The sequence below is a fragment of the Pseudanabaena minima str. Chao 2107 genome (genome assembly GCF_051131155.1).
GTDB classification, from domain to species: Bacteria; Cyanobacteriota; Cyanobacteriia; order Pseudanabaenales; family Pseudanabaenaceae; genus Pseudanabaena; species Pseudanabaena minima.
Window position 1 is genome coordinate 4267501 of sequence record NZ_CP159508.1, and the last position, 20967, is coordinate 4288467.

Below are 20967 nucleotides of genomic sequence, written 5' to 3' on the forward strand. Positions count from 1 at the left end.
TGCTTTGCTTCTAGTTCTTCAATACGTTTAATCAGAGTATCGTCAGTTCGTTCTTGAGAAGCTACATCAGTAGATGCGATGCGATTTTCTATTACAGAGATAGGAGGACGCTTCTGTACTAAGACCATTGCTCGTTTGATCGCTGTGATCAACTCTTTCTGCTCAAAGGGTTTTTCAATAAATACCAGATATTTATCTTCAAATGGCTCTGCAATCTTGCTGGTTACTTCTTCCTTCCGTCCAGACATTAAAACTAATGGAATACGGCTAAGCTCAGGACTTTGCTGCAAAGTTTCATAAACCTCAAATCCACTCATCCGAGGCAGTAAAAAATCTAGCATGATCATCCAAGGCTTTTCTTTCTGGATCATCTCCAGCCCTTTGATGCCGTCGGCGGCCTCTAGCACCTCAAAGTTTGCTGGCGGGAGCATGTCGCGCACCATGTTACGGATTACGCGACTATCATCAATTACTAGTATTTTGTGAGCTGCCACTGCTGATAACCCCTCAGTTATTTTGGTGAATAGAGATTTAGCTTGATTAGCTAGTTTGTGGGAAGACTACGCCACTGTCACTGACAGGATAGGTGAAGTTCTAAACGACAATGATAGCAAGCATATTTTAGTTTAATTAGCCATTGTAATTAGTGATCTATTTAGGCTTGTATTAACTAGAAGCTTAGTAAGTAAATAAAAGCTTACTAGTTTTTGTCAGATTTAGCTCTTGAACCCGCAATAATTTAGCACACAGATACCCAAAAATTAGAGAATATCTCCCCTAATTTGACAGCACCTTAATATTATAAAAATTTGATTTAATGAAAGTCCGTCATCGGTGGACTTTCATCAAATATTTAATAAAACCCAGATTTTTTGTGGTACGGCTTTGCCGCACCACAAAAAATCTGGGTTTTGTTTTGATGTGTGTTCTGTGTTTTGAGTTTGGCAGCAATAGCTGATGTTGATCCCTTGACTTGGTCTGTATAATCTCAAGTACAAAGATCGGGCATGGTTTAACTATGCACAGATTTTTTAGAATATTTAAGCGATCGCCAATGCTAAAACTGCCAACTAAACCAAACCCAACCTTAATTAATCCAAGCCCTGATAAGATTTCTGATGGTCATGTGCCAAATGGGCAAAAGTCAGTAATTGTTAAATTAGAAAATGTTCGCAAGACTTACACCAATGGTGCTGTTGGCTTACGCGACGTTAGCCTTGAACTATATAAAGGTGACTTTAAATTTATTACAGGGCATTCGGGATCGGGAAAATCAACCTTACTGAAATTGTTGTATGGTGCTGAACAGGCTACGGATGGCGATGTAATTGTGAATGGGTTTAACCTAAATAATTTAAAAGGTAATAATCTTGCTATGTTACGTCGCAAGATTGGCATAGTTTTTCAAGATTACAAACTTGTACCGCGCCGCACTGTATCTGAAAATGTTGCTTTTGTATTGATGGCTCAGGGATATACCTACAAGGAAATCCAGCGACGTGTGCAACCTGCGCTCAAAATGGTAGGGCTAATGCATAAGGCAGATTGTTTTCCTGAAGAGTTGTCTGGTGGGGAACAGCAACGTACAAGTATCGCAAGGGCGATCGTGAATACACCGCCGTTAGTTCTGGCGGATGAACCAACGGGCAACCTTGATCCTGATAATGCTTGGCAAGTAATTAAAATTTTGAAAAAATTGAATTCCTTTGGGGTGACGGTGCTTTTGACTACTCACGATGAGCAGTTGGTCAGAGCCGCTAATCATCCTGTCTTGCATTTGCAAAATGGTTACATCGTGTAATTATTGAGCGCGGGCTTTGCCTGCGCTCAATATAAATATTGAATACAAAAATGGTACAAAACGTCCTTCGCTTCTTTACTAAAATCGACTATCTGCTACGCGAGACTTTTTTAGGATTGCGGCGTGGCGGATGGATGAATTGGGCTGCTATCAGTACGGTGGCTGTGTTGTTGTTTTTGTTTGGGGCAAGCTTACAGATCTCTTGGCAACTGGAAAATGTACTGGGGCAACTTGGCAGTCAGTTGGAGATATCGGTCTATCTGGATGAGAATGTGGTTGGTGAGTCGATGCAACCGCGATTGCTGTTAGTGGATGGAGTTGCTGCTGCAAAGCTAATTCCTAAAGAAGACGCATGGGAAAATTTGATGAAGGATCTGGGTAAAAATGATCTTAATCAGGCGACACAACAACTTGGTGGCAATCCTTTAGTTGATGAGTTTAAGGTGAGGGCGGTGTCTAGCGATCGCGTGCCTGATATTGCTAAGCGTATTTCTGGCTTAAAGGGTATTAATGAGGTTTGGTATACCAATGAAGTGGTGGAGCGCATCGGTCAACTGCGCCGCGCTTTGAGTAATAGTAGTGTAGCGATCGTGGCAATTTTTACGGTGATTGCGATCGCGGTTATTACGACGACAATTCGGTTAATTGTGTTGGCTCGACGGCGTGAGATTGAGGTGATGCAATTGGTGGGCGCTACGGCAGCATGGATTTATTTTCCATTTGTACTGCAAGGTATATTTTTTGGAGTTACGGGCGCAGGGACTGCTTATTTAATGTTGATGCTAAGTCTGAATCTTTTAGGTGATGCGATCATTAATCAACCTGAGTTAATTAAATCCCTAACTTTGGGGTTAACCACAGATTTGCGATCGCAACTGATTTTACCTGCAATATTAGTAATCTTTGGCTCGGTGATTGGTGTGTTAGGTAGTCTGCTAGCTGTGCGTAGATTTTCTTTCAATTCATGAAGTAAGTAATCTCTTCGGGCTTACTTACTTCATGAATTGCTGAGGCAATGCTTCTAGCGGACTCTACTATGCAATATGATATGATTGCTGCAAGTATGGGTATGTAGCTCAGTTGGATAGAGCATCAGATTCCGGTTCTGAGGGTCGGGGGTTCGAGTCCCTCCATACTCGTTGATGATCACAAAGTAAATTTTGCTATGCACCGCAGGTCAAAATTTAAATGACAGCGTTTCACGCTAATGATAAAAATAAATCTTGCTGTGCTTTGCACGGCAAGATTTATTAGTAAACAAACTAAATTTTTTAATCTATGGAACGTGGATTATTGTGGTTGCCGTTGCTGGTAGTGTTCTTTTGGCTGGTGTGGTCAGGATGGAATGAGTACCAAAAAATTGAGTCCTATAAACAGTGGGCTGAGCAATTTGAGCGTCATAAATATGACATCTATGCTGTATTGGGACAAAAAGGCGATCGCCTCACATGGGGAAAGCCAACTCGCAAAGATCCACTAGATATTCAAACAGTTACTTTTCAAGATATTTCCCGCATCCGATTTCGGATTGATAGTAAGTTTTTTGATGCAAAAGATTCTGAATTTCCATTGAATGCAAAGAAAATTTCTCTGGAATTAGTGTTGAAAACGGGAGAGATGCCTAGCATTAGGTTTACTGATATCGATATTGCGGCAGCTTGGTATCGTTTTTTAAGCGATCGCTTAGAAGCTTTATCCAAACCTTAAGTTTTGTTAAGTCGATTTAAAGATTAATTTAACGATTTATGGTCGATCCAAGTATATTTACTTAGCTCAAATTGATTCTTAACCTTGGTATAAACGTAACTTTAACTTCATCTCTTAGGCTTGAATCAAGTTGTGAGGGTTTACTTTGGAAGTTATTTTAGAAGTTGCTTTAGAGTTGATAAAAGCGATTGCCGTAACATTGCTGTTGCTTCTGCTAGGAGATTTCTTTTCAACATTTTTGTATCATGTTCCTGAACATGTTTTTGGCAAGTTTCATTCCATCGTGCATCATGGTAAAAACCGCAGCTTTCTACATTATGCAGTTTTGACCAGAAATCCTCTCGTATTGCTAGATGGTATTTTAGGAGCAGTTCCTTACTTTGTATTTACCCCTTGGCTATGGCATTTATCAGCGATCGGTACGATTATTGGTCTGTTGTTAGGCGAGTTTCATGTGGTGTGGAGGCATGTTTCAATCCTTGAATGGAAAACTCCAGAACCTTGGAAATCTTGGTGTGATTTGTTATGGATTACTACGCCTGAAAGACATTGGTTGCACCATCAAAATGCTTTTGCTGCCTATGGTGATATTTTCTCATTCTATGATTATCCTGCTCAAAAATGGCTAACTTTCTTACGCTTTATCCGACGCAAATTTAAGCAGATTAATCAAGCAAGTAGCAGTAAAACTATCAGCGTTTAACTTCTTAAAACCAAAGAGAGAGGTAGCGAAGCGACCTCTCTCTTTGGTTTTATGGCAATTTTAATTGTTGAGCGGGTGTAAAAAATTGGCGAGTGACCAAATTAGTTAATAGCAAAGCTGTAATTAAATTAGCTGTAGTAATTGCAAATAAAATTACTAATTGATATCGTACTGCTAGTAATGGTGATACGCCGCCTAGAATTTGCCCTGTCATCATTCCAGGGAGTGACACCACACCAGCCACCATCATCACGTTAATTGTGGGAATCATGGCGGCTCTAATTGCGTCGGATTGGTAATTAACAATCGCCTGTTGTGGGGTTGCACCTAAACATAAATGGGCTTCGATATCCCGCGATCGCTTGACCAAATCCTGTGTATATCGCTCGGCAGCGATCGCAGCACCATTCATCGAATTTCCCAAGATCATTCCTGCGAGGGGAATTAAATATTGTGGTGAGTACCAAGTATCAGGCTGGACTACTAAAAATGTGGTGTAAGCAAGAATTGCTAATGTGCCAATGATGACTGATATCCACATGATTTGTAGGACATAGGGGACTTTTTCCCGCACGCGATTTTTGGCTTCACGGGCTGCCATGAGACTCATCAAGAAAATGATGAATAGGATTACGACTGGTTGTTTGATTTCAAATACAGCATCTAGCAAAAATCCCACTACGATTAATTGAATAATGCTGCGAAAGGTGGCGATGATTAAATTCTTGGCGATCGCTAATTTTTGCCAGACCGATAAACTAATGGCGATCGCCACCATACCGAGGGCGATCGCCATTTTGGGAATATTCAGATCGATAACAGCCGTCATAAATTAATCATAATAAAAGCGCTTGGCGTTCTTATTATCCATAGAAATCAGGAGAAGTGCTAAGTATGGCTCCTGATTTTCTAAGATTGCAATGCTGCTAACGTTTCTGAAGTTAGCACTCCATCAACAGGTAATCCATACAATGATTGTGCTTTTTTAATGGCAGCAGTAGTCTTTGAGCCTTGAATGCCATCGATCGCTCCATCATACAAACCTAGCTGGCTTAAAAGGGTTTGACCTTTTTTAATGGAATTGTCGGTGACTTTGCTTGTGGTTTCTTTACTAGCAGTCTCCTTATAACTAATAGCAGTGCTACCAGATTCTAGAGCCGCCATAGTTAGAGAACCTGCAACACCATCGGTAACTAATCCATAGGTTTTTTGAGCGAGAATAATAGCCTCTTGAGTCATTGGACCATTAATCCCGTCGATCGCGCCACCATAGAAACCGCGATCGCTCAGCAATTGTTGCAAATTTTTGATTGAGTCTGATTTGGTACTAGCGACGTTGCTCTTCGGGACATAATTGCTGCCAGACTCTAGCGCTGCAATAGTTAGAGAACCTGCAACACCATCAGCAACTAAGCCGTAGGTTTTTTGAGCAAGAATAATTGCCTCTTGAGTCATTGGACCATTAATCCCATCGATCGCGCCACCATAAAACCCGCGATCGCTTAGCAATTGTTGCAAGTTTTTGATTGAGTCTGATTTGTTATCGCTATTAGCAACATTAATAGGTGTGACCTTGACAGGTGAAACTTCGGAAACATTAGCTTCGTAAGTGTCTGCTTCTAACGCGGCAATTGTTTGCGCTCCGATCTCACCATCAGCATTTAATTTGTAAAAAGTTTGTGCGGCAATAATTGCTTCTGTAGTAGCCGCACCCTTAACACCATCGATCTCTCCTGGGTTAAAGCCACGTCTGGCTAATAGCTGTTGAATGCTTGCCACTTCAGGTGTGTAGGCAAAAGCCGCAATAGGCAAAGCATTGATGGCGATCGCACTTGCTGCTAGCCCAATACACAAGACTGATTTCGCATATTGTGAAGATTTGGCGATCGAGTTCAGTAGTTGACAATCTAAATTCTGATCAAGATTTTCGCCTTGCCGTAGCTGTTCGCAAAGCATTTCACTATGGAGATACGCAACAAGTTCCATACAATTCGGCCTCAATAAAAATGCCATTAAGCTCATTAATCGGCTCTTTTCGATTCGTGAAAAAAAAACTGATTTCGATGGATTTCCGCCATTTATATCCCTTGGTGCAAGATATAAATTGCTGGTTTAAAAGAGCCTATATATTTATTGTATGGAAAAAAACAGTAAATGTCATAAATTGCCTCTTTTTGTAATCTTTAAATAGTCCAACAAGAGGAATAGGCGCAAAGTGCCTGTCATGTTTAAAAACTTTTGCCGATCGCCTCAGCAAGTCCATCTAAGGTATATTCCAACGCCTCACAGTCAACCCGTCCTAATAACTCGTAGCAAGTCTTAGAAGTCTGAGGTCCAATTGAGGCAATTTTTATTTGGGCAATCCAGCCCTGCCAAATTTCTGGCGAGGCTACGCGATCAAGTAGTTGGCAAAAATGCTTGACGGTTTTGGAGCTAGCAAAGGCGATCGCATCTAAGCTCTGATTTTGAATTGCAGCTAGAGCCACAGGATCGATCTCTTCAGGACATCCCGACTCATAGGCAGGAATAGCGTCAACAGTCGTCCCATGTTGCTGCAACTGCTCTACTAAAATCTCCCTTCCGCCCGACTGCACACGGGGAAATAACATTTTTTTGTCAGTTAAAACATGATTGGGAATAGCAAGAAAGGCATCTACTAAAGCATCGGCAACAAAATCTGTGGGTACTAAATCTGGTGAAATTCCATAATTTGCCAAAACTTCGGCTGTTTTTCGCCCCACTACAGCAACTTTCAAAGAATGCAAAGCACGGCTATCTTGACCCGATTCTCGCAAGCGCCCAAAAAAGCTTTCAACGGCATTCGCGGATGTCAAAATTAGCCAGTCATAATTGGATAGATTGGCGATCGCCTGATCGAGCATTTCCCAACTAGTCGGCGGGACGATTGCCAAAGTTGGCATCTCGATTACCTTTGCCCCTTGACTGATCAATAAATCTGTAAATTGGCTAGCCTGACCCGCCGCCCTTGTTACCAAAATCGTTTTGCCTTGCAATGCTAACTTGTCCTTTTCGAGATCTACCTGTTGCTCAAAATTTTCCAACGATTGACTGCACTGATGTGACAATTGCTCATGAAACTTTACGGCTTCACCAATAATAATTACTGAGGGCGATAGCGATCCTTCAGGTAGTTTTGCTTGAATATCCTTCAGAGTTCCTGTCCATACTTGTTGATCGGCTCTTCCACACCAACGCACGATCGCGATTTTTGTATCCCCAGATTTTCCCGCTTGTAATTTCTCTAATAAGCTTGCCAGATTATTTGTCCCCATCAAAATTACCAATGTTGGAATTTGGGCGATCGCTTCCCAAGGTAATCGAGCCAAATCATGCCCCGTCATAACTGCAAAACAAGAACTCGCTTCTACTTCCGTAAGTGGTATGCCTGTCAACATCGGCGCTGCGATCGCACTGGAGATTCCTGCCACAACTTCCCATTCACAATTTGCTGCTTGTAGGGCAAGTATCTCAGGTAGCGATCGCCCAAATATCCAAGGATCTCCACTCTTGAGGCGCACCACGTGCTTACCTTGCAAGCAATAATCCACCAACATTTGATTGATTTCGGCTTGTTTGATGCTTTCCTGTCCGCCACGTTTACCAGCAATGATGCGATCGCAGTTTTCTGGAGCGAGATCTAATAAAGTGCGATCGACCAACGCATCACTAATAATTACTTCAGCAACGCTAATCAAGTCCCTAGCACGAACCGTCAAAAACTCCACGCTACCAATTCCTGCCCCAACAATAAAAACTTTGCCTTGAGTTATATTTTTCTTTGAAATATCTTGCATTCTAGGACTCATTCAATAAATTACTTTTTAAAGCTACACATCTACCTCATCACACTCCGAGTCAAAGTCCTGAGATAGTCCAGAGACAAATTTTCTGAGGTTCGTTTAGAGCATATAGGTAGCCAAAAAATCTTTTACGCCTTCGAGCATTTGTTCAACATCGGAACGAGAAAATTTATCAAATTCACCATGTGCTGCTGCATTGCGAATATCCGCCCAAAAACGTAACTGTTTAGCCTTTAATTCATTAAACACTGCCGCTTTCTTCAGCTCGTCAATGAGAGGGTTTAATGTAAGTGGTTCTGATTTTCCCTTTGTAGTTGTTTTAAAAGTAAGAATAGGTGGGGTTTGTTGATCGCAAAGTGTGCGTAAAGATTTTTCTAATACTGCTCCAGTTAAAACTGCTGCTGGAACATGATCGTATTTTCCCCTCGAACCTTCATTTAGTAGATTTTCAGCTTGTTCTAGATAGTTAGCTACAATCTCAGCCTCAATTTGAATTGATAGATTAGCTAGAAAACCATTTTCAAAATCATCTTTGATAGCTTTTAGTTTGCCAACAGTTTCAGACATTAATAGTGTGTCAACATATTGTTGGTCAATATGTATTGCGATAGCCTTACTACGAGAACCAATCTGGAACTTCTCAAACTCTTCGATTAAGTTCCTGTGTGTATTATTTTTTTGAAGTATCTGACCTAGAAGTGATAAGCAGCTTGTTTTCCACTGCATAGCAGCAGAACTTATACTTGTATTGCATCCATTAGTTAGATCTTCTTTAATCTGTCGATTAATTTTTTCTCCTTCATTGATAAGTACGTCAAAACGATCAACATACTTTTTTTGCAAGTTGACTGGTAGGGTCACTTAATATTTTTCTCCATATTTTGTTTTGATGTTCGTCTTTCAAATTATACTAAAAGTATTTGCTTAGAAATACATCACACTTTATTGTAAATGCTATAAACAAGCTTGCTAGTTATATCAGCATATGAATCTACAAGAATTGCAGAGACATCGATTAAAAATTATTGAACTAGCAAAACAATATCATTCTCATAATATTAGAGTGTTTGGCTCTGTTGCCAAAAATGAAAATACAGAAAATAGTGATATTGACTTTTTGATTGATCCTGATCCAGAACAAGATTTATTTGACGTAATTCGCTTACGCAGAGCATTACAGGAATTACTAAATTGTGACGTTGATATTGTCCATAGCACAGCCCTGCACCATACTATCAGACAGGAAATTTTGTCATCAGCAATTCTATTATGAGCAAAGTACCAAAATCGCCTCTGTTTTTTCTCTATCACATTAAGGAATCCATAGAGGCGATCGCTATTCATATTCAAGAAGGAAAACAAAGTTTCTTAACCAATAGAACAGTGACAATGGCTGTAATCCGAGAGCTAGAAATTATTGGCGAAGCAGTTAACAAACTTCCTGCCGAATTCAAAAACAATTATCCTTTAGTTCCTTGGCGCGATATTGGGGATTTTAGAAACGTTTTAGCTCATCACTATTGGGGGATTGATTTAGAAACTGTCTGGAATATCATCCACAACCCTGACAAATTGCCTGATTTAAATAATCACGTTAAAACTTGTATTCAAGATTTAGAAAATCACTCTTCTGAAAATCCTGAGTAAATTGAACCAACAATAATCATTATTTCGAGATAATCCAATTTAGAGGCAAAATCTCACTAAAATTGATTCATATGAAGTAAATTTACGGGAACGAGCCAAGAACTTAAGTTCTTGACTCGTTCCCGTAAGTCCTAACTCAAAGATTCTCAGGATCTATGCCCATTTCGCGAAGTTTAGCTGCATATTTAGACATAGCATTTAGAGCTTGTTCTTTTTGTTGAACCTGTTCAAGATAAGTTAAAAACTTGCTCCCATCAGGGTTAAAAACATTTAAACTTTCATCAGTTAGCTCAAAGCGAATTCCTAATCGTGGGCTGATCCAATTTTGGACATCATCAATTGGCTCTAGTCGATTCTGTTCTTGATTTCTGATCCATATTGCCAAATCATTAGAAAGATGATCGTAAACATAATATTCCTCTACCCCATAGGTTTGATAAAAATCAAACTTGCGAGACATTTCTAAAATACGATTGCCCCTAGACAAAATTTCAAATACTACTTGAGGGGCTATCCCTGACTCAAGATGTTGAATGTAAGAACCTCTTGCTCCTTTAGGTCTGCCAAATACCACCATTGCATCAGGCGCACGGCGAATTTCAGGGCGATCTTCCACAGGATACCAGAGCAAATCTCCTGCTACAAATACATTCTCATCATCTTTAAATAGAGATTCCAATCCACCTGTAATCGTCACTATCCATTGATAATGCTCGGTACTTTCTGCCATCGGTTGTCCGTCAGTACTAGGGTAAATAGTCTCTAATTTGCTGATTGTATTAGTCATGTGGTTTGACCTGTGCGATCGCCAAGCAACTGAGATTAATTATATAGCTACCGCAATATTAAAGTAGCCAAGAGATTGTGTGATGCTTCGCGTCGCACAATCTCTTGGACTATTCTTGGACTATTTTGAGATAATCCAATTGCGGCGGAAAAATCTTGCTAAATCTGACTCATCGATCGCTAAGCAGATCGGACGACCATGAGGACAAGTGTGAGGATTGCGGGTTTGTTGCCATTGCCAGAGCAGATCGCGAATTGTAGAAATTTCTAACTTTGTACCATTGCGAATTGCGCTACGACAGGCTGCCGTTGCCCTTGACATGGTGGGATCATCCTGCTGACTCATTTCTTGCAAAATTACTGCACAATCCTCATGTCCAATTAAGATTTCAGGCAGCGATCGCACAGCCCATAGGTTATTTCCAAAAGCTTCTATTTCTAAACCTAATGCTTGCAATCGTTCAATCTCATCATCAGAAAGTTGCTTTAATAAAATCGGTTGCTCGATTGCCACGATTTGCCATTGAGTTTCGATTTGTTCAAAGAGAACTCGCTCATGGGCAACATGCTGCTCCACTAGCCATAAACCACCCGCATGTTCCGCCAAGATGTAAGTATCTAGAACCTGCGCGATCGCTTTTAATGATAAATTCGGCTGCTTAAAGGTTTCGCGTTTGGTAGGAATCAAATAAGAAGTTTTTCGCTCAGCAGTTCTTAATAGATCATTAGCGGCACTATTGTAATTAATTTGTGAACTTGATTCAGGTACTTTTAGGGCTTCCGTAATACATTCTTTTAACTGAGTTTGAATTTCTCCTAAATCCTGAATATAGGCTTCAGACTTGGCGGGATTACGATTCCAGTCAATGCGATCGCAGGGTAAGTTTAAATTAACAATACACACAGGAAAACGATTGCGTGGCAAGGTTCGCTCTAAACTAGAGAGAATAGTTTGCTCTAATTCAGGAAAGTTAATTACCCGCCCATTGAGATTGATTTTTACCCAATCAGGACGACGACGAGATAGGCGATCGGGTAGTCCGAGGGTAATGGATATTCCCTCACCCCCAGCCCCTCTCCCAGTGAGGGAGAGGGGAGCAAGACTCTGGTTAACCCTCTCCCTCACTGGGAGAAGGGTTTGGGGGGTGAGGGCAAACTCTCTAAACACCAGATCATAGGGCTGAATCGAACTAATAATTTGGGGCAAAATATCACTTGCATTCTCTCCTGCCCAAATTGTGAGCCATTCTTTTCCATCGAGATTAACTTGCCAGTTAACCTGTGGATTCGCGATCGCCATTTGCTGAATTTGTAACTGTACTTTGCGAACTTGCTGTGAATTGCTAGGCAAAGATTGTAAGCGATTGGGATAACGAGAAAATAGATTGTGAACTGTGACGACTGTACCTGTGGCGATCGCCACCACCTTTGGGCTAGTGGACAAATTACCGTAATGATCATAATGAGCCTGATAGCCCACTGGTTCTAGAACAGGACGACTGCAAATATTCAAATCAGCAAGTTGGGCTAGACTATAAAGAGCTTCACCCCGAAAGCCTAAACTATTAATCTGTTGTAAATCTTCAGCATTATTGATTTTACTAGTTGTATGCGGTGTAGCTGCCTGTGATAAATCAGCGATCGTCATGCCACAGCCATTATCACTCACTTGTACTGAGAGGGAATCTGTCCAAATGGAAATCACGATTCTGGTTGCGTTAGCATCGATCGCATTTTCTGCAAGTTCTCTAACCACTGCCGCTAAGGAATCAATCACCTCACCTGCGGCAATTAGATGGACAACTTCTATAGGTAGAGTGTGAATGTTTTGCATTGCTTATCCTAAGCGCTGCTTCAGCCAAAACTGTAATGTGGGTAGTGCAATCCGATAGCCATATTTTGCACCATAGACTAGTCCCTTTTGTTCCAAACTATCCAATGCTCCTTGAAGGCTGCCACCTTTAGAAAGTTGATGTTTTTGAATATATTCACGACTATGGGGGCTAACTGTGGGATCGATCGCAAGGCTTTCTAGTACCCTTACTTGAGTGGGCGGTAAGAGCATGATCAAAGACTCAAAGGTAGGAGCAAGATCTTCGATTAGTGCCAACATGTTTTGATGGACATGATGCGGTTGAATTAGAAACTCAGATTGAGCATTTATTTGAGTGAGATAATCCAGCCAAATGCGTCTAGTTAAAGCGATCGCATCACTCAAATTTCCTTGGATATATTCTGTAAATAGCTTTAATACGCTAGTTTGGGGATCGAACTTCAATCCTTTTTCTTGCATGGTTGGTTCTAGCCATTTGCAAAGTTCGTCATTGCTAAGCGGTGGAAGTTCGACCACATTTAAACTTAACTTATGCATCCAAGGTTCAGGGACTGTAGCGATCAAAATATAACTTACCCGACTCTGAAGTTGAATTTCGCGGCGCAAATATTCTTCCCATTCACCTTTACGATCCCATGAACGGATATGCGTGAAGTTATGCAAGACGATCGCCACTCGGCAATCGAGCCATTCTGCCATCTGTTGTGGCAAGCTGAGCAAATTCTTAAATAAATTCCAAATCCCTGTTGAGGAAAGCTTCCAAATCATCCGAGGTTTGCACTGTTCCGTTAGTTCAAAAGTAATCGGCTCATCCTTAAGTAAACTTTGCAGCTTGATCAGTTCTTCAGGCTGATCAAAGGTACTGAGCAAACTTTCAGCTAATAGTTTTAAGAAGCGATCTCCATCAGTTGCTCGTAAACAATCTAAAGTAATTACTCTTGCACCAGCTTTTTGAGCAGCCCATTTGACCAAAGTTCTGCGCCCACTTCCAGCAACACCTGCGATCAGCAAATCGCCATCTTCTAACAAAATTTGACTAATTTGCTCTAATTCTGTTTGTCTACCCACCAATTTCTGGGGCAAAAATGGATTGTTAATCATCACGCAATTGTATCGTAATTCTTCCTCACCCTAATTCTCACTGCTGGTCTTTGGCAATTTTCATTATAAAGCTGATTTTGTGAAAGCCCACCTATAGCTACGCAAGAGATAGATAGGACAAATCAAAACCCAAAAGATGAGTGGCGGCGCGAAGCGCCGCCACTCATCTTTTGGGTTTTATGTCCTAAGCAAAACTTACATTGCTATAAGTCAGACTTTCACAAAACCCTTGCTGAGGTTTGTACTGCCATCGGCAGTACAAACCTCAGCAAGGGTTTTACTTGCTTCAAGATTCTTTAAGGCGATAATTACTATTTTTTAGTACTATGGTGATAACCGTTTACCTAAAAATATCGATGGCACTTGAGACAAAAGATCTTACTTCTGCCCCTCCAGTAGCTCGTTGGCATACCTTTACTGCTGATGAATCGCTGAAATTACTCCAAAGTGATGCTGAGCAAGGCATTACTAGCCAAGAAGTTGCGGCTAGATTCGAGCGTTATGGAGCTAATGAGCTAGTTGAAAAAGCTGGGCGATCTTCACTGCAAATCTTTATTGATCAGTTCACAAATATCATGCTGGTCATGCTGATGGCAGTTGCTGTGGTCTCGGCTGTCCTAGATATTAGGGATAACGAATTTCCGAAGGATGCGATCGCCATTTCTTCAATTGTATTGCTTAACGGCATTCTCGGCTATATGCAAGAGACTAACGCCGAAAAAGCTCTTGCAGCTTTGAAGCGCATGTCTTCGCCCAAGGTGAGGGTGATTCGCAATGGTGAAGTCATCGAAATCAACGGTAAGGAGCTTGTCCCTGGCGATATTATGCTTTTAGAAGCAGGGGTACAGATTGCTGCTGATGGAAGATTACTCGATGAACAGAATTTGCAAGTGCGGGAATCGGCTCTAACAGGGGAAGCTGAAGCTGTTAATAAAGAAGCAAAACTGGTTCTAGAAGAAGAAGCGAGTTTGGGCGATCGCCTGAATTGTGTTTATCAAGGTACGGAGGTCGTGCAGGGACGCGCCAAGGTGCTAGTTACAAAGATAGGAATGCAAACCGAATTAGGAAAAATTGCCGCCCTAATTCAAGATGTCGAAAATGAAGATACGCCATTACAGCAACGGATGACCCAATTAGGGAATGTACTGGTAAGCGGTTCTCTGGCCTTAGTAGCCCTAGTTGTCCTAGTCGGAATGCTCAATAAAGGCAACTTTGGTGAACTCCTCAAAACTTCACTGAGTATGGCGGTTGCTGTCGTGCCTGAAGGCTTGCCTGCGGTGGTGACTGTCACCCTTGCCTTGGGAACTCAACGTATGGTCAGAAGAAATGCTCTAATTCGCCGTTTACCAGCCGTTGAGACTCTAGGTTCTGTCACGACAATCTGTTCTGACAAGACAGGAACTCTTACCCAAAATAAAATGGTGGTGCAAGGAATTCGCACAGGGCTACATTCTCTGCAAGTTACAGGTGATGGATATGCGCCGATAGGTGAATTCAGCATCTTAGGAGATGCGAGCAAAGATTCAGCCTTTGCTGTGAATAATATTCCTGAAGTTCAGCAGTTGTTGATGGCTTGCGTATTTTGTAATGATGCAATCTTGCAGCAAAAAAATGGTGAATGGATTATCATCGGCGACCCTACTGAAGGTGCTTTGCTAGTGCTAGCAAGCAAAGGTGGTTGTGAAGCATCGGAATGGCAGCATCGGATGCCTCGTGTATTTGAGGTTCCCTTTTCATCGGAACGCAAACGTATGAGCGTGCTGGTACAAGGTGAGCATGGGGGGAATGTACTTTTTTGCAAAGGTTCACCTGAATTGACTCTAGAATGCTGTACCCATATTCAAATTGGTGATCAGATCCGTGAAATTGAGGATTTTCAACGTCAACATGTACTCGCGCAAAATAATGAACTTGCTAGCCGTGGATTGCGCGTCCTTGGATTCGCCTATCGTAATTTCTCGGAGTTACCAGAAGACGGAATTAACGAAAGAGATGAGAGCAATTTAGTTTGGGTTGGCTTAGTGGGCATGTTGGATGCACCACGTCCAGAAGTTCGTGAAGCTGTGAAGCGCTGCCGTGAAGCAGGTATTCGTCCTGTAATGATCACTGGGGATCATCAACTTACTGCTAAGGCGATCGCCGAAGATTTGGGGATTGCTGAGTCAGGCGATCTCGTCCTCACTGGTCGAGAGCTAGAACGCATGAGTCCCGAAGATCTTGATCGGGAAGTTGGACAAGTTAGCGTCTATGCCCGAGTTTCCCCTGAGCATAAACTGCGGATTGTCCAAGCCTTACAAAGACAGCATCAGTTTGTAGCTATGACTGGCGATGGTGTGAATGATGCACCTGCACTGAAGCAAGCTGATATCGGTATTGCTATGGGGATCACTGGTACTGATGTATCCAAAGAAGCCAGTGACATGATTCTTCTGGATGATAACTTTGCGACGATCGTTGCTGCTACTGAGGAAGGCCGTGTAGTTTATACAAATATTCGCCGTTTTATTAAATATATTCTTGGAAGCAACATCGGCGAAGTCATTACGATTGCAGCGGCTCCAATGCTAGGCTTAACTGTGCCTCTTAGTCCTTTGCAGATTTTATGGATGAATCTTGTTACTGATGGTTTGCCTGCCCTTGCACTTGCCGTTGAGCCAGCCGAACCAAACGTGATGAAAAGACCTCCTGTTGATCCCCGCGAAAATATTTTTGCCAGAGGAATGGGATCTTACATGGTCAGAATTGGGATTGTCTTAGCAATTATCACGATCGCGCTTATGGCTTGGGCTTATGGTTACACTACCACCAACTTCAGTGACATCTATGACAAAGAGCGTTGGGCTACTATGGTATTTACGACTCTGTGTTTAGCGCAAATGGGTCATGCGATCGCTATTCGTTCCAACACGCAGCTAACCATTGAGCTTAACCCAATGACAAATCTTTATGTCTGGGGATCAGTGATTATGACTACAGTCTTACAATTGGTACTGATTTACGTGGAGCCATTCCGTAATTTCTTTGGTACACATTTAATCACCCCAACAGAATTGGCAATTTGCTTTGGTTTTAGCGCATTGATGTTTGTTTGGATAGAATTAGAGAAATTGGTAATTCGTTGGTGGTTGTGGCAACGTCAATCCTAGCCCCAATCTGAATGACAATCCTAAAAAGTATGCTAGGCTACAAATTTGGGTAGCGATTCAAGTGTATTAAAGTTCAAGAATCAGTGGAGGAGTTAATTTGAAAAAGGTTGAAGCAATCATTCGTCCATTCAAGCTTGACGAAGTCAAAATTGCTCTGGTAAATGCTGGCGTAGTCGGTATGACGGTATCAGAAGTACGTGGTTTTGGTCGTCAAAAAGGACAAACAGAGCGCTATCGTGGCTCTGAATATACAGTTGAGTTTTTACAAAAGCTCAAAATCGAGATTGTCATCGAAGATGATCAAGTTGATATGGTGGTAGACAAAGTTATTACTGCTGCCCGTACTGGTGAAATTGGCGATGGTAAGATTTTCGTATCTCCTGTAGAACGAATTATCCGAATTCGTACTGGTGAAAAAGATTTAGAAGCTGTCTAAGTTTTCTGAACACCATAATAACTAGCCATATTAAGAGAGTCGGCACGCAGTGCCGACTCTCTTAATGTTTTTTAGGATGCTAGCAAAATAGATTCTAATATTTGAGCAATGAGCGCTCCTAGAATGGCGACGGTTACATATTTCCCAATCATCGGATTTTTCCCAAGTGAATCATCTTTTTGGCAGCCTGTGAGAAATAAGGACCATGCTTGTGTGGCATTAATAGTCTGGAATCGATTAAATCTAGATGTAAATATTAAACGCATAGATTTTACCTAGTCTGGATAGAGCATCAGGATGAAAATCGCAACGTTCCACGCATCCTTATTTTTGAAAATAACATAAGAATCGTAATAAAAGTTAACGTCAGTTTGACAAAAGCGAAAAAGGGTAAGAATCGCTTAGCGATTCTTACCCTTTTTCGCCATTTGCGATGTGCTTTGCACGCCGCAAATGGCTGTAGATGACAATAAGATGTAACAACGCTTTGCGTTCATCTTATTGTCATCTACAGCCCTGCATACCACTCGTAACCGAGATCTTCCCAATAACCCCGTTTTTTGCCAAGACTACTTGTAAGCTGAATTCTAGTTACCCATTTACTGAGCTTATAGCCAAGCTTGACAGGTGAGGCAAGACGCAATGGCGCACCATATGCTGGTGTTAAAGGCTGCCCATTCTTCTGATAAGCCATTAAGGTTTGCGGATGCATCACCGAGTCAATATCCCAACTTTCGTAATAGCCATCTGCTGAATAGAAATATACGTATTTAACTTGAGCAGATGGCTTTGCGATCGCTATTAAATCTCTTAACCGCACACCGCCCCACTGCACGATCGCCGCCCAGCCTTCAACACATACATGACGGATAACCATGCCAGTAAAAGGTATTTTTTGGAGATCTCCCATGCTTAGACTCAAGGGATTATTTACTTCCCCGTCAATCGTGAGGCGATAAGCCAGAGGGTTAATTACTGGTGTACCACGGAAACTATTAATGATTAATTTATCTGGCTCGATCGCACTAATTGGAAATTCTGGAACTGGCTGCTGTGGTTTAAAGATCAGTGACTCAACCTGCTGATTTAATGGCTCCGATAAACTACCTACTAAACCCTCAGCAAGGCTACCAAAGCCAATCGCTAGCAATCCTGCGCCTCCTAGTGACAAAAAGCGGCGGCGTGGGACTAAATCAGTCTCATCTAACTCAATCTCTGAGTTTGGTAATTTTTGTTCAGGTTCTTGTGACATAACTTAAATATAACAAAGGCGGCGCGAAGCGCCGCCTTTACTTATACCAAGGCACAAAATAGCGTAGCCATTTTATGCTTTTAAAACCCTTACTGGGTTTGGTTTTTAATTCACAAAAGTGTGTCAACACTTTTGTGAATTGGTATTATTCCCAAAACATTGAATCTAGCAGGCGATCGCCACCCACTTTTCGCCCCAATTGAGAATGAATACCACCCAAAATTAATGAGATTGGTACTGCCATAAAGTGCGTAATTCGCAACGCATCCCAGCCACCAAAACTATCTACGATCCAATAGAACTGGGCTGGCTTATACATGCCGATCCCTGTAAAAATTGATAACAATAAGATCGGAATTAGAAATGTGTAAACCAAGCGATGCCAAGCATAGTTTTTGCGCTTGGTATTTTGGCTAACTATTAAGGCTTTAACATCTTTGTTACTCGCATATCGATGTCGCCAACGCTTGCTTAGCAAAACATAAATTCCATACCACAGCAGATTTAACGCAAATAGCCACATTGCAGCAAAGTGCCAATGTCTCCCACCTGCTAACCATCCCCCTAGCCCCAAAATTGCAGGAATATGAAAACCACCGCGCCCACCAAATACAGGATTAGCGTTATAAATCTGTAAGCCACTAGTGATCATTAAAAATAAGCTGACGAGACTTACCCAATGAAAAATTTTGGCTGGTAAATCTTGTTTGGGCTTGAGCGTCTGATCTTGAGTTGGCGATCGCATAACCATTCCTATAGAGGTTTGCTTAGATTCTAGTCCAACTTCTTGCAGCCTCAAAAAACAAAAAAAGAGGTGACGCTTTGCGTCACCTCTTTTTTTGTTTAAGTACTACTGAGGCTTCTTAGTTTCGTCAGCAGGCTTAGCCGTTGGATCGGCAGGCTTAGCAGCGTCAGGCTTAGCCGTTGCGTCAGCAGGCTTAGCATCTTTAGCAGCGTCAGGCTTAGCCATTGAGTCAGCAGGCTTAGCATCAGTTGCAGCCTTGTCTTTAGCAGCATCAGGCTTAGCCATTGAGTCAGCAGGCTTAGCATCTTTAGCGGCATCAGGCTTAGCAGCATCAGCAGGCTTAGCATCTTTAGTGGCATCAGGTTTAGCATCAGTTGCAGCCTTGTCTTTAGCAGCATCGGTAGCAGCAGGAGTGGATGTAGCGGCTGGAGTAGCAGTAGGAGTTTGAGGGGTTTCTGTGGCGCAAGAAACTAATCCAGCAGATAGGCTAAGGCTAGCAATGATCAAAAGAGCTTTGAGATTCATAGTTGTTGGATTTTGTCTTTTTGGTAAAGGTTTTGGTTATTTTTTGAGTGAGTAACTATCCGTGATTTTGTGGAGGAGCTTGCGTATAATTACTCACTGCGTCAATTCTAGGTTAAGTGATGGTTAATTAATAGCTTAATTTTTGTAAATTTGTGATTTTTATAACTGATTTGCGTAGCAAACTATGCAGAAGCCTGACAGGGTAAGGAAATGCTTGAAAATATACCTATAAGAATTTTTGAACTATTAGTCCAAGGCGATCGACTAGCTAATACTGATTATGATTTATTGCTGAATGAATTAAGAGAAAATAATTGCTTTGATCGGTTAGCTCTTAGTAATTATGATTTAAATATAAATTTAAAGGTGATTTACGAAATAGTTGATCAGCGTTCTCAACTTTTACGATTAGTTTATCCAGAAATTTTAGAAACTTTAGCGCTGCACAATGTCAAAATCGATCCCCCATCGGCAACTCTGCCCCTGCTATGGCATTATTGGCTGCCCCTTGCTCAATGCCTAGCCCATCATCAACAAAAAATTGCTAGACCATTTATTCAAGGATTACTGGGAGGTCAAGGCACTGGCAAAACTACATTGGGTATAGTGCTAAATATTTTGCTGCAATATCTCGGCAAAACATTTTTAAGCATTTCTCTTGATGACTTGTATAAGACTTATGTAGATCGCCAAAAACTACGTGATCGCCGCCCCGATCTGATTTGGCGTGGTCCCCCTAGCACCCACGATATTGATCTGGGGATGCAAGTTTTGCAGCAATTGCGCGATCGCAATCCCGATCATCCTCAACCGATCTCCATTCCCCGCTTTGATAAATCGCTGCACAATGGTGCAGGCGATCGCATTGAGCCAGAAATTTCCGATGGTGCGGATATTGTTTTGTTTGAGGGTTGGTTTGTGGGGATGCACCCCTTACCAATTTCGGCTTTTCGTAATTTTGTCCCACCAATTTTGTCAGAAAGCGATCGCGAATTTGCCCTCGAATGTAATGCCAATCTCTACAACTATCTGCCACTCTGGGAATATCTCGATAGCTTGATCGTGCTTGTTCCTGAAGATTACAGCTACAGTCTGCAATGGCGGCTTGCCGCCGAGCATAACCTCATAGCTGATGGCAAATCAGGGATGAGTGACGCAGAAATCACCGAATTTGTTGAATATTTTTGGAAAGCGCTACATCCTGAACTATTTATGCCCCGCATGATTGATCGGGGTTACCCTGCCTCATGTGCTGATCTGGTGGTCGAAATATCGCGATCGCATTTACCAACAAGGATTTATAGCTAAAAGACCATAGATAGAGTTGCGGCGCGAAGCGCCGCAACTCTATCTATGGTCTTTTACAAAGCGAAGCTCTTGCTTTTTAGGTTTTATCGCAATCAATCGGAGGGAATAGTTTATTATGATGTTACAAATAAAATAACTCGACTGATTTAACGATT

The 20967-nt window shown here is 41.7% G+C and carries 21 protein-coding genes and 1 tRNA gene (1 of these 22 only partly in view); 10 read left to right on the forward strand and 12 right to left on the reverse strand.

Going from position 1 to position 20967, the window contains the following annotated elements; translation table 11 throughout:
• Nucleotides 1–494, reverse strand: partial view of a response regulator gene (locus ABM313_RS19375; protein ID WP_434684780.1) — the 5' portion only. 82 nt of this gene lie to the left of the window's left edge; 494 of the gene's 576 nt are visible here — the first part of the coding sequence; it begins with the start codon at nucleotides 492–494; its stop codon lies beyond the left edge, outside the window.
• A gap of 524 nt (nucleotides 495–1018) precedes the next feature.
• Between ABM313_RS19375 and ftsE the strand changes: the two genes are divergently transcribed.
• The 5 genes from ftsE to ABM313_RS19400 all read left to right on the forward strand — a co-directional run bounded on the left by ftsE (nucleotide 1019) and on the right by ABM313_RS19400 (nucleotide 4211).
• Nucleotides 1019–1801 (forward strand): cell division ATP-binding protein FtsE, encoded by a 783-nt coding sequence (gene ftsE / locus ABM313_RS19380; protein ID WP_434684781.1) that lies wholly within the window; start codon nucleotides 1019–1021, stop codon nucleotides 1799–1801.
• A 50-nt stretch (nucleotides 1802–1851) separates the two neighbouring features.
• Nucleotides 1852–2769, forward strand: coding sequence for a cell division protein FtsX (locus ABM313_RS19385; RefSeq protein ID WP_434684782.1), 918 nt, complete (start codon nucleotides 1852–1854; stop codon nucleotides 2767–2769).
• 97 nt (nucleotides 2770–2866) lie between these two features.
• Nucleotides 2867–2940: transfer RNA gene (locus tag ABM313_RS19390), tRNA-Arg, on the forward strand.
• A gap of 139 nt (nucleotides 2941–3079) precedes the next feature.
• On the forward strand, nucleotides 3080–3508 hold the full coding sequence (locus ABM313_RS19395; RefSeq protein WP_434684784.1) for a hypothetical protein: 429 nt from the start codon (nucleotides 3080–3082) through the stop codon (nucleotides 3506–3508).
• A gap of 145 nt (nucleotides 3509–3653) precedes the next feature.
• Nucleotides 3654–4211, forward strand: coding sequence for a sterol desaturase (locus ABM313_RS19400; RefSeq protein ID WP_434684785.1), 558 nt, complete (start codon nucleotides 3654–3656; stop codon nucleotides 4209–4211).
• 49 nt (nucleotides 4212–4260) lie between these two features.
• On the opposite strand, the gene ABM313_RS19405 is transcribed toward ABM313_RS19400, so the two are convergent.
• The 4 genes from ABM313_RS19405 to ABM313_RS19420 all read right to left on the reverse strand — a co-directional run bounded on the left by ABM313_RS19405 (nucleotide 4261) and on the right by ABM313_RS19420 (nucleotide 8893).
• Nucleotides 4261–5040 carry an ABC transporter permease gene (locus tag ABM313_RS19405; RefSeq protein ID WP_434684787.1) on the reverse strand — a complete coding sequence of 260 codons (780 nt, stop codon included), beginning with the start codon at nucleotides 5038–5040 and terminating at the stop codon, nucleotides 4261–4263.
• Between the two features lie 80 nt (nucleotides 5041–5120).
• Nucleotides 5121–6197: a peptidoglycan-binding domain-containing protein gene (locus ABM313_RS19410; RefSeq protein ID WP_434684788.1), complete on the reverse strand. Its 1077-nt coding sequence runs from the start codon at nucleotides 6195–6197 to the stop codon at nucleotides 5121–5123.
• A 242-nt stretch (nucleotides 6198–6439) separates the two neighbouring features.
• Entirely contained in the window at nucleotides 6440–8038 is a 1599-nt protein-coding gene (cobA, locus tag ABM313_RS19415; RefSeq protein ID WP_434684790.1) for a uroporphyrinogen-III C-methyltransferase, read from the reverse strand.
• Nucleotides 8039–8131: 93 nt separating this feature from the next.
• Nucleotides 8132–8893 carry a DUF4145 domain-containing protein gene (locus tag ABM313_RS19420; RefSeq protein ID WP_434684792.1) on the reverse strand — a complete coding sequence of 254 codons (762 nt, stop codon included), beginning with the start codon at nucleotides 8891–8893 and terminating at the stop codon, nucleotides 8132–8134.
• A 124-nt stretch (nucleotides 8894–9017) separates the two neighbouring features.
• Between ABM313_RS19420 and ABM313_RS19425 the strand changes: the two genes are divergently transcribed.
• Both ABM313_RS19425 and ABM313_RS19430 read left to right on the forward strand, forming a co-directional pair.
• Nucleotides 9018–9305, forward strand: a complete 288-nt coding sequence (locus tag ABM313_RS19425; RefSeq protein WP_434684794.1) for a nucleotidyltransferase family protein — start codon at nucleotides 9018–9020, stop codon at nucleotides 9303–9305.
• Nucleotides 9302–9679, forward strand: a complete 378-nt coding sequence (locus ABM313_RS19430; protein WP_434684795.1) for a HepT-like ribonuclease domain-containing protein — start codon at nucleotides 9302–9304, stop codon at nucleotides 9677–9679. The genes ABM313_RS19425 and ABM313_RS19430 overlap by 4 nt, the downstream gene beginning before the upstream one ends.
• Before the next feature lie 136 nt (nucleotides 9680–9815).
• Here ABM313_RS19430 and ABM313_RS19435 read toward each other — a convergent pair whose 3' ends face one another.
• The 3 genes from ABM313_RS19435 to ABM313_RS19445 all read right to left on the reverse strand — a co-directional run bounded on the left by ABM313_RS19435 (nucleotide 9816) and on the right by ABM313_RS19445 (nucleotide 13400).
• Nucleotides 9816–10466 (reverse strand): Uma2 family endonuclease, encoded by a 651-nt coding sequence (locus tag ABM313_RS19435; protein WP_434684797.1) that lies wholly within the window; start codon nucleotides 10464–10466, stop codon nucleotides 9816–9818.
• 120 nt (nucleotides 10467–10586) lie between these two features.
• Nucleotides 10587–12299 (reverse strand): DNA mismatch repair endonuclease MutL, encoded by a 1713-nt coding sequence (gene mutL / locus ABM313_RS19440; RefSeq protein WP_434684798.1) that lies wholly within the window; start codon nucleotides 12297–12299, stop codon nucleotides 10587–10589.
• Between the two features lie 3 nt (nucleotides 12300–12302).
• Nucleotides 12303–13400, reverse strand: coding sequence for an ATP-binding protein (locus tag ABM313_RS19445; protein ID WP_434684800.1), 1098 nt, complete (start codon nucleotides 13398–13400; stop codon nucleotides 12303–12305).
• Between the two features lie 356 nt (nucleotides 13401–13756).
• Here ABM313_RS19445 and ABM313_RS19450 point away from each other — a divergent pair, with 356 nt between their 5' ends.
• A complete protein-coding gene (locus ABM313_RS19450; RefSeq protein ID WP_434684801.1) occupies nucleotides 13757–16546 on the forward strand; it encodes a cation-translocating P-type ATPase in 2790 nt (929 codons plus the stop codon).
• A gap of 97 nt (nucleotides 16547–16643) precedes the next feature.
• Nucleotides 16644–16982 (forward strand): P-II family nitrogen regulator, encoded by a 339-nt coding sequence (locus ABM313_RS19455; protein WP_094531885.1) that lies wholly within the window; start codon nucleotides 16644–16646, stop codon nucleotides 16980–16982.
• Between the two features lie 71 nt (nucleotides 16983–17053).
• Here ABM313_RS19455 and ABM313_RS19460 read toward each other — a convergent pair whose 3' ends face one another.
• From ABM313_RS19460 to ABM313_RS19475, 4 genes are all read right to left on the reverse strand, one after another.
• The gene (locus ABM313_RS19460) at nucleotides 17054–17248 is read right to left on the reverse strand and encodes a hypothetical protein (RefSeq protein ID WP_434684804.1); all 195 of its coding nucleotides are present in this window, start codon (nucleotides 17246–17248) and stop codon (nucleotides 17054–17056) included.
• 242 nt (nucleotides 17249–17490) lie between these two features.
• Entirely contained in the window at nucleotides 17491–18234 is a 744-nt protein-coding gene (locus ABM313_RS19465; protein ID WP_434684806.1) for a molybdopterin-dependent oxidoreductase, read from the reverse strand.
• Nucleotides 18235–18379: 145 nt separating this feature from the next.
• A complete protein-coding gene (locus tag ABM313_RS19470; protein ID WP_434688529.1) occupies nucleotides 18380–18985 on the reverse strand; it encodes a cytochrome b/b6 domain-containing protein in 606 nt (201 codons plus the stop codon).
• A gap of 99 nt (nucleotides 18986–19084) precedes the next feature.
• Entirely contained in the window at nucleotides 19085–19504 is a 420-nt protein-coding gene (locus ABM313_RS19475) for a hypothetical protein (protein ID WP_434684808.1), read from the reverse strand.
• A gap of 210 nt (nucleotides 19505–19714) precedes the next feature.
• Here ABM313_RS19475 and ABM313_RS19480 point away from each other — a divergent pair, with 210 nt between their 5' ends.
• The gene (locus ABM313_RS19480; protein WP_434684810.1) at nucleotides 19715–20812 is read left to right on the forward strand and encodes a glycerate kinase; all 1098 of its coding nucleotides are present in this window, start codon (nucleotides 19715–19717) and stop codon (nucleotides 20810–20812) included.
• The last annotated feature ends 155 nt before the right edge of the window (nucleotides 20813–20967 follow it).

What these genes read in the sequence shown, in the direction of transcription:
- ftsE (WP_434684781.1), top strand. Translation starts at nt 1,019, where the DNA reads ATGCACAGATTTTTTAGAATATTTAAGCGATCGCCAATGCTAAAACTG.
- ABM313_RS19385 (WP_434684782.1), top strand. Translation starts at nt 1,852, where the DNA reads ATGGTACAAAACGTCCTTCGCTTCTTTACTAAAATCGACTATCTGCTA.
- ABM313_RS19395 (WP_434684784.1), top strand. Translation starts at nt 3,080, where the DNA reads ATGGAACGTGGATTATTGTGGTTGCCGTTGCTGGTAGTGTTCTTTTGG.
- ABM313_RS19405 (WP_434684787.1), bottom strand. Translation starts at nt 5,040, where the DNA reads ATGACGGCTGTTATCGATCTGAATATTCCCAAAATGGCGATCGCCCTC.
- ABM313_RS19410 (WP_434684788.1), bottom strand. Translation starts at nt 6,197, where the DNA reads ATGGAACTTGTTGCGTATCTCCATAGTGAAATGCTTTGCGAACAGCTA.
- cobA (WP_434684790.1), bottom strand. Translation starts at nt 8,038, where the DNA reads ATGAGTCCTAGAATGCAAGATATTTCAAAGAAAAATATAACTCAAGGC.
- ABM313_RS19425 (WP_434684794.1), top strand. Translation starts at nt 9,018, where the DNA reads ATGAATCTACAAGAATTGCAGAGACATCGATTAAAAATTATTGAACTA.
- ABM313_RS19430 (WP_434684795.1), top strand. Translation starts at nt 9,302, where the DNA reads ATGAGCAAAGTACCAAAATCGCCTCTGTTTTTTCTCTATCACATTAAG.
- ABM313_RS19435 (WP_434684797.1), bottom strand. Translation starts at nt 10,466, where the DNA reads ATGACTAATACAATCAGCAAATTAGAGACTATTTACCCTAGTACTGAC.
- mutL (WP_434684798.1), bottom strand. Translation starts at nt 12,299, where the DNA reads ATGCAAAACATTCACACTCTACCTATAGAAGTTGTCCATCTAATTGCC.
- ABM313_RS19445 (WP_434684800.1), bottom strand. Translation starts at nt 13,400, where the DNA reads ATGATTAACAATCCATTTTTGCCCCAGAAATTGGTGGGTAGACAAACA.
- ABM313_RS19450 (WP_434684801.1), top strand. Translation starts at nt 13,757, where the DNA reads ATGGCACTTGAGACAAAAGATCTTACTTCTGCCCCTCCAGTAGCTCGT.
- ABM313_RS19460 (WP_434684804.1), bottom strand. Translation starts at nt 17,248, where the DNA reads ATGCGTTTAATATTTACATCTAGATTTAATCGATTCCAGACTATTAAT.
- ABM313_RS19465 (WP_434684806.1), bottom strand. Translation starts at nt 18,234, where the DNA reads ATGTCACAAGAACCTGAACAAAAATTACCAAACTCAGAGATTGAGTTA.
- ABM313_RS19470 (WP_434688529.1), bottom strand. Translation starts at nt 18,985, where the DNA reads ATGGTTATGCGATCGCCAACTCAAGATCAGACGCTCAAGCCCAAACAA.
- ABM313_RS19475 (WP_434684808.1), bottom strand. Translation starts at nt 19,504, where the DNA reads ATGAATCTCAAAGCTCTTTTGATCATTGCTAGCCTTAGCCTATCTGCT.
- ABM313_RS19480 (WP_434684810.1), top strand. Translation starts at nt 19,715, where the DNA reads ATGCTTGAAAATATACCTATAAGAATTTTTGAACTATTAGTCCAAGGC.